This window comes from Bradyrhizobium acaciae, assembly GCF_020889785.1.
Lineage (GTDB): Bacteria > Pseudomonadota > Alphaproteobacteria > Rhizobiales > Xanthobacteraceae > Bradyrhizobium > Bradyrhizobium acaciae.
In genome coordinates, this window is the sequence record NZ_JACMYK010000232.1 from 1 (window position 1) to 7,055 (window position 7,055).

At 66.3% G+C, this 7,055-nt stretch carries 7 protein-coding genes; 6 read left to right on the plus strand and 1 reads right to left on the minus strand.

Going from position 1 to position 7,055, the window contains the following annotated elements; all coding sequences use genetic code 11:
- A partial coding sequence (locus H8A92_RS38920) for an FAD binding domain-containing protein (protein ID WP_229200570.1) occupies positions 1 to 856 on the plus strand: 856 nt, incomplete at its 5' end.
- A gap of 3 nt (positions 857 to 859) precedes the next feature.
- On the plus strand, positions 860 to 3,127 hold the full coding sequence (locus H8A92_RS38925) for a xanthine dehydrogenase family protein molybdopterin-binding subunit (RefSeq protein WP_229200571.1): 2,268 nt from the start codon (positions 860 to 862) through the stop codon (positions 3,125 to 3,127).
- Between the two features lie 172 nt (positions 3,128 to 3,299).
- On the opposite strand, the gene H8A92_RS38930 is transcribed toward H8A92_RS38925, so the two are convergent.
- A complete protein-coding gene (locus H8A92_RS38930; RefSeq protein WP_229200572.1) occupies positions 3,300 to 3,959 on the minus strand; it encodes a cupin domain-containing protein in 660 nt (219 codons plus the stop codon).
- Between the two features lie 182 nt (positions 3,960 to 4,141).
- Between H8A92_RS38930 and H8A92_RS38935 the strand changes: the two genes are divergently transcribed.
- The 4 genes from H8A92_RS38935 to H8A92_RS38950 form a co-directional block, all read left to right on the plus strand.
- Entirely contained in the window at positions 4,142 to 4,909 is a 768-nt protein-coding gene (locus tag H8A92_RS38935) for an ABC transporter substrate-binding protein (protein WP_229200573.1), read from the plus strand.
- Between the two features lie 170 nt (positions 4,910 to 5,079).
- On the plus strand, positions 5,080 to 5,733 hold the full coding sequence (locus H8A92_RS38940; RefSeq protein ID WP_229200574.1) for an amino acid ABC transporter permease: 654 nt from the start codon (positions 5,080 to 5,082) through the stop codon (positions 5,731 to 5,733).
- Positions 5,730 to 6,461: an amino acid ABC transporter ATP-binding protein gene (locus tag H8A92_RS38945; protein WP_229200575.1), complete on the plus strand. Its 732-nt coding sequence runs from the start codon at positions 5,730 to 5,732 to the stop codon at positions 6,459 to 6,461. The genes H8A92_RS38940 and H8A92_RS38945 overlap by 4 nt, the downstream gene beginning before the upstream one ends.
- 13 nt (positions 6,462 to 6,474) lie before the next feature.
- On the plus strand, positions 6,475 to 7,055 hold a 581-nt coding region (locus H8A92_RS38950), incomplete at its 3' end, for an NAD(P)/FAD-dependent oxidoreductase (protein ID WP_229200576.1).

Below are 7,055 nucleotides of genomic sequence, written 5' to 3' on the forward strand. Positions count from 1 at the left end.
CGGTAGCTTGCGGATCGGCGCGCTGGTCCGCAACGCCGATCTCGCGCACGACCCGGAGTTCGCCCGCAACTATCCCGCGGTGGCCGAGGCGTTGCTCTCGGGCGCTTCCGCGCAGCTGCGCAATGCCGCGACCGTCGGCGGCAATCTGATGCAGCGGACGCGATGCGCTTATTTCTACGACGCCGGCAGTGCCTGCAACCGGCGCTGGCCGGGCGCCGGCTGCGATGCGCTGAAGGGCGAGAACCGCCTGCACGCCGTGCTCGGATGGAGCGAGGGCTGCATCGCCACCCATCCGTCGGACTTCTGCGTGCCGCTGGTCGGGCTCGACGCCATCGTCGAGATCGAGGGCAAGGACGGCCGGCGCGAGTTGCCGCTCGAGGCACTGCATCGTCTGCCTAAAGAAACGCCGGATCGCGAGACCGCACTGGAGCGCGGCGACCTGATCGTCGCGTTGCGGCTGCCGACTGATGCGCAAGGCTTCGCCGGGCATGCCCGCTACATCAAGGTGCGCGAGCGCACCTCCTATGCCTTCGCCGTGGTGTCGGCTGCGGCCGGGTTGCGCATCGAGGACGGCAAGATACGCGAAGCGCGGGTCGCACTCGGCGGCGTTGCCGCAAAGCCGTGGCGGGCCCGCGAGGCAGAGCAGGTGCTCGCGGGCGCCGCGCCGGATGCGGCGGTCTATCGCGAGGCTGCACGCGCCGCGCTCGCGGATGCAAAGCCGTCCGGCGACAACGCCTTCAAGATCGAGCTCGCGCAGCGCATCGTCGTGCGCGCGCTCACCCTTGCCGCCGCTGGCACGCCGGACCGGATTCCCGCGCTGCCCGGCTCTCCCTTCTCATCCGTTGCAGGAGCGTAACGCATGACGGTTGAACTCAGTCTGACCCGCGACCCCGCCCATATCAGGCATGGCTCGAATATCGGCCAGCCGCTGACCCGCACCGACGGCGTGCTGAAGGTTACCGGCAAGGCCCGCTATGCCGCGGACAATCATCCGCCCGGCATGGTCTATGCCGTGATCGCGACCAGCTGCATCGCACGCGGCCGCGTCAAATCGCTCGACGTCGCCGCTGCCAAGCGCCATCCCGGTGTGATCGACGTGATGACCCCGGCGCACAAGCCGGAGCTGGCGGAAGATCCTGACGCCAAGGGCAATCCGTTCGCCTTCCGCATGGAGCTCCTGCAGAGCGACGAGGTGCGCTACGCCAACCAGGCGATCGCGGTCGTGATCGCCGAGACGCTGGAGGTCGCGACCGAAGGTGCGGCCTTGCTGTCGCCGCGCTACCAGGTCGAGATCGCGCGCGTCGGCCTCGATGCCGGCGAGGCCTATGCGCCGCCGGTGGTCGGCATCGGCAATCCCGCCGAAGTCCGTCACGGCGACATCGACGCCGGGATGGCTGCGGCTACGAAGCTGACCGATGCGACCTACGAGACCCCCGCGCAATATCACAACGCGATGGAGCCGCATGCGATCGTCGCGGTGTGGGATGGCGACCGGCTGTTCATCGACACGCCGAGCCAGGGCATGGGATTCGCCCAGATGCGCATCGCCGGGCTGTTCGGCATTCCGCCGGCGAATATCCACATCAACAGCCCGTTCCTCGGCGGCGGCTTCGGCTCCAAGGGACTGATTTCCGGGCCGCAGGTGCTCGGCATCATGGCCGCCAGGCTGATCGGGCGTCCGGTCAAGCTCGTGCTGCGCCGCAGCCAGATGTATGGCCCGGTCGGCCATCGTCCGCCGACCCGCCAACGGATCCGGATCGGCACCGACGATGCCGGCGTGCTGGCCGTGATCAATCACGAGGCGCGCGTCACGACGTCGAGCTTCGACGATTTCTACGAGCCCGCGGCGGACGCCTCGCATACGCTCTATGCCAGCCCCGCGATCCGCACCGCGCATGAAGCGGTGCGTGTCGACACCGGCACGCCGCTGTTCATGCGCGCGCCGGGCGAGGCCACCGGATCGATCGTGCTGGAAAGCGCGATCGACGAGGCGGCGTTCGCCTGCGGCATCGATCCGCTGGAGTTTCGGCTGAAGAATTATGCCGAGGTCGAGCCGACCACCGGCAAGCCGTTTTCCTCTAAGGCGCTGCGCCAGTGCTACGCGAGAGCCGCCGAACGCTTCGGCTGGGCGGGTCGTCCGCTGCAGCCGAGGCAGATGCGCGACGAGAACGGCTTTCTGGTCGGCTGGGGCATGGGGACCGCGACGTTCCCGGCCATCATGTTCCAGGGCAATGCGCGCGCGGTGATCCGCGCCGACGGCAAAGGCGTGATGGAGACCGGCGCGCACGACATGGGGCAGGGCGCCTGGACCGCGCTGGCGCAGATCTCGGCCGACTCGCTCGGTCTCGATTTCGACCAGCTGACGTTCCGCTCCGGCAGCTCCGATCTGCCCGATGCCGGCATCGCCGGCGGTTCGGGGCACACCGCAACCGTCGGTGCCGCGATCCACAATGCCGGTGCCGCAGTGATCGCCAAGCTCGCCGAACTCGCCACCTCGGACCAGCGTTCGCCGCTGTTCGGCGCCGGCAATGCCGGCGTGGTGGCGCGGGCCGGTCGGCTACATCGTCGCGATGACGACGCGCGCAGCGAAAGCTACGCCGAGATCCTGGCACGCGCCGGCGTTGCCGAGGTCGACGCCAGCGGCACCGGCGCGGCCGATGCAGCGGCGCAGTCGCAATATGCGATGCATGCGCATGGCGCTGTCTTTGCCGAGGTCAAGGTCGATCCGGAACTCGGCCAGATCCGCGCCACGCGGCTGGTCGGTGCGTTCGCGGCGGGACGCATCATCAATCCGTTGATGGTGCAGAGCCAGCTGCGCGGCGGCATGATCTGGGGCCTCTCCTTCGCGCTGCATGAGGAGGCGGTGATGGACAAGCGGTCCGGTCGCATCCTTAATGCGAACCTCGCCGAGTATCATGTGCCCGTGAATGCCGACGTGCCGCCGATGGATGTGATAACCGTTGACGAGCACGACCCGCATGTGAACCCGCTCGGCATCAAGGGGGTCGGCGAGATCGGCATCACCGGCAGCGCCGGCGCCGTCGCCAACGCCGTCTTCCACGCCACCGGCATCCGGGTGCGCAATTTCCCGATCAAGATCGAGGAGTTGGTGATGGGGTTGAGGTGATAGGACCCAACGCGATCGCGGTCTAAACATCATCGTCGTCCCGGCGAAGGCCGGGACCTATAACCACAGGGTCGTGTTGTTTAAGAAGGTGCGGCCCCAGCGTCGCGCATAACTCCCGCAAGTGGTAATGGGTCCCGGACTTCGCCGGGACGACATCTGATAAATAAGTGCTTCACCCCGCCGCCGTCACGCAGTTTACCCACAGCACCACGGCCTTCGCATCGCGTGCTGGATTGGAGAAGCGATGCGGCCGGCGGCTGGCGAAGCGGAAGCTGTCGCCTTGTTTCAGGGTCCAGGTCTCGGTGTCCACCGTCAGTGTCATCTCGCCTTCAAGCACGAGGCCGGCCTCTTCGCCGTCATGGGTGTAGAACTCGTCGCCGGTGTTGCCGCCGGGTTCGAGGTGCACCAGGAACAGATTGAGCCGGCTCTCGCTGCCGGCGGGGCTCAGCAGCTGCTTTGATATTCCGGTGCGCCATAGTTTCAGCTCGGCGCGCTGCACCTCGCGGGTGACGACGCCGCCGGCGCTGTCGTCTTTCGGTGCCGCGCCGAACAGCGCGGCGATGCCGACGCCGAGCACGTCGGCCAGCGTTGCCAGCACCCGCAGCGAGGGCGACGACAGGCCGCGCTCGATCTGGCTGATGAAGCCGATCGAAAGGTCAGCGTGGGCAGCAACGGTTTCCAGCGACATCTCCTTGGTCCGGCGCAGATCGCGGATGCGGCGTCCGACCGTGAGATCCATCGCCGGTTCGGCCGGCTTCCTGTCCAGTTTCTTGGCCGGTCGTTTGGCGGCGCCGCGTGCTGTCACGGGCTTCGCTGCCGCGCCTTTGCGCATTCTCTTGCCGCCGCTCACGTCAGTCCGCTTCCTTCATGTGCATGAAAACCGCTTGCATTGGCCGCGGTTTCGTGACCACAATTTCATATTGGTGAAAATAGGCCGGAACGGCGTCGCCCGCAACCAAAAGCGCTGACACAGCGGGCGATGCGGTGCCAAGGCCAGCTTCGGGAGGTGTTGCGATGTCGTTTCAGCGTCTCGTTCAGGCCGCGGTCGCGGTGCTTGCCCTTGCCGTGAGCACGCCGTCGGGCGCGCAGCAGGTGCTGAAGGTCGGCTCGACGCCGACCGGCATCCCCTTCACCTTTCTCGACACCAAGACCAATTCGATCCAGGGCATCATGGTCGATCTCGCCACCGAGATCGGCAAGGACGCCGGATTCTCAGTGCAGATCGAGCCGATGCAGTTCTCGGCCCTGATCCCCTCGCTGACATCAAACAAGATCGACATCATCGCCGCCGCGATGTTCGCCACCGCCGCGCGAAAGGAAGTGATCGACTTCTCCGAGCCGGTCTATACCTATGGCGAGGGCCTCGTGGTGCCGAAGGCCGACACCAAGGCCTATGCCTCGCAGGAGGATCTGAAGGGCACCGTGGTCGGCGCCCAGGTCGGCACTGCATTCGTCGATGCGTTGAAGAAGACCGGGCTGTTCAGCGAGGTCAAGGTCTACGACACCATTCCCGACATCTTGCGCGACGTGAATGCGGGTCGCCTCAAGGCCGGCTTCGCCGACTATCCGATCCTCGCCTACAATCTGCAGCAGGGCAATTTCGCGGATGTGCGGCTGGTCGACGGCTACAAGCCGGTCACCGTGGGTACGGTCGCGATCGGTGTGCGCAAGAGCGACACCGAGCTGCTCGCGAAGGTCAACGCCTCGCTGGCGAAGCTGAAGGCCAACGGCACGATCGCAAAGATCCTCGAGAAATGGGGCCAGAAGGCCAGCGCGTCCTGAGCGTGCGCTCCGAGGTGATCCGTCATCCTGAGGAGCGGCGTCTTCGCCGCGTCTCCAAGGATGCACGGCCCGGCTGGTGGCCGTCGACCCTTCGAGACGCGCTGCGCGCTCCTCAGGGTGACGGAAGCAGTATTCGAAGGTGACGGAACTGGATACGTTCAGCTAAGCCGATGCAAAAATTCTTCCATGACGCCGTCGAGTTCGTGCCGATCCTGCTGCAGGGCGTCTGGCTGACCATCGTCGTCACGGTCGGCTCGCTCCTGCTCTCGACCGTGCTCGGCCTGGTGTGGGCCTTGATGCGGGTGTCCGGCATCGGCATCCTGGTCGGCCTCAGCGCCGCGCTGATCAATGTGATCCGCGGCATCCCGATCATCGTGCTGCTGTTCTACATCTATTTCGTCATGCCCGATTTCGGCATCGCGCTGTCGGCGTTGCAGGCCGCGGTCATCGGGCTCGGCATCGCCTATTCGGCCTACCAGGCGGAAAACTTCCGCGCCGGCATCGAGGCGATCGACAAGGGCCAGATCGAGGCGGCGCAGACCATCGGGATGGGCTGGTGGCTCACCATGCGCCGCGTGGTGCTGCCGCAGGCGGTCAGGATCATCCTGCCGCCCTACGGCAACATCATGATCATGATGCTGAAGGATTCCTCGCAGGCCTCCACGATCACGGTCGCCGAGCTGGCGCTGCAAGGCAAGCTGATCGCCTCCTCGACCTTCAAGAACACCAGCGTCTTCACGCTGGTGGCGCTGATGTACCTCACCATGAGCATTCCGCTCATCCTGCTGGTTCGGCACTTCGAGAACAAGGCGAACCGCAAATGATCGAGCTTCGCGACGTCCACAAGAGTTTCGGCAAGGTCGAGGTGCTGAAGGGCATCACCGCCTCCGTCGCCAAGAGCGAGGTGGTCTGCATCATCGGCCCGTCCGGTTCGGGCAAGTCGACCATCCTGCGCTGCATCAACGGGCTCGAGAGCTACGATCGCGGCGAGATCAGCGTCGAGGGCGCGCGCGTCGACAGCAATGATCGCTCGATCGTTGCGATCCGCACCCGGGTCTCGATGGTGTTCCAGCGCTTCAACCTGTTTCCGCATCGCACCGCGCTCGAGAACGTCATCGAGGGCCCGCTCTATGTGAAGAAGGAGCCGCGCGAGCAGGCGATCGCGCGCGGCCGCGCGCTGCTGGCGCAGGTCGGGCTCGCCGACAAGGCCGAGGTGCACCCGCCAAAACTCTCCGGCGGCCAGCAGCAGCGCGTGGCGATCGCGCGGGCGCTGGCGATGCAGCCGAAGGCGATCCTGTTCGACGAGCCGACCTCGGCGCTCGATCCCGAACTGGTCGGCGAGGTGTTGTCGGTGATGCGCAAGCTCGCCGACGACGGCATGACCATGGTGGTCGTCACCCACGAGATGGGCTTTGCCCGCGATGTCGCCGACCGCGTGCTGTTCATCGATGGCGGCGTCATCGTCGAGCAGGGCGCCGCCAAATCCGTCCTCAATCAACCGCAGCACCCGCGCACCCAGGATTTTCTGCGCCGGGTGCTGCACCCATTGTGATCCGGTACTTTCCATGAACGCGCCCACACGCCTTCCTCTCCCACCGAGCATCTATGCCGATACCGCGGTCGAGGCGACGCCAACGCCGCCGCTGACGTCGGACAAGAGCGTCCCGGTCGCGATCGTCGGCGGCGGCTTCACCGGTCTGTCGACCGCGCTGCATCTCGCCGAGCAGGGCGTTTCTGCGACCGTGCTCGAAGCGCAGGAGCCGGGTTGGGGAGCGTCCGGCAACAATGGCGGGCAGACCAATCCCGGGCTGAAGCACGACCCCGACCAGATCGAGCAGGATTTCGGCGTCGATCTCGGCCGCCGCATGATCGAGTTCTCCTACGGCACCACCGACTTCACGCATGATCTGATCCGCCGCTACCAGATCCCCTGCGAGGCGCGGCAGAACGGCACGCTGCGCGCTGCCTACAATGAGGCGAGTGCTGCAGCGATCGAGACGACGGCGAAGCAGTGCATCCGGCGCGGCATGCCGGTGAAACTGCTCGGCGCCGCCGAGATCCGGGAGATGACGGGCAGCGACCGTTATCTCTGTGCCATGCTCGATGCTCGCGGCGGCGACCTGCACCCGCTGAGCTACGCCCGCGG

Coding starts and splice junctions, on each gene's coding strand:
- H8A92_RS38925 (WP_229200571.1), top strand. CDS start 860: ATGACGGTTGAACTCAGTCTGACCCGCGACCCCGCCCATATCAGGCAT.
- H8A92_RS38930 (WP_229200572.1), bottom strand. CDS start 3,959: ATGCGCAAAGGCGCGGCAGCGAAGCCCGTGACAGCACGCGGCGCCGCC.
- H8A92_RS38935 (WP_229200573.1), top strand. CDS start 4,142: ATGTCGTTTCAGCGTCTCGTTCAGGCCGCGGTCGCGGTGCTTGCCCTT.
- H8A92_RS38940 (WP_229200574.1), top strand. CDS start 5,080: ATGCAAAAATTCTTCCATGACGCCGTCGAGTTCGTGCCGATCCTGCTG.
- H8A92_RS38945 (WP_229200575.1), top strand. CDS start 5,730: ATGATCGAGCTTCGCGACGTCCACAAGAGTTTCGGCAAGGTCGAGGTG.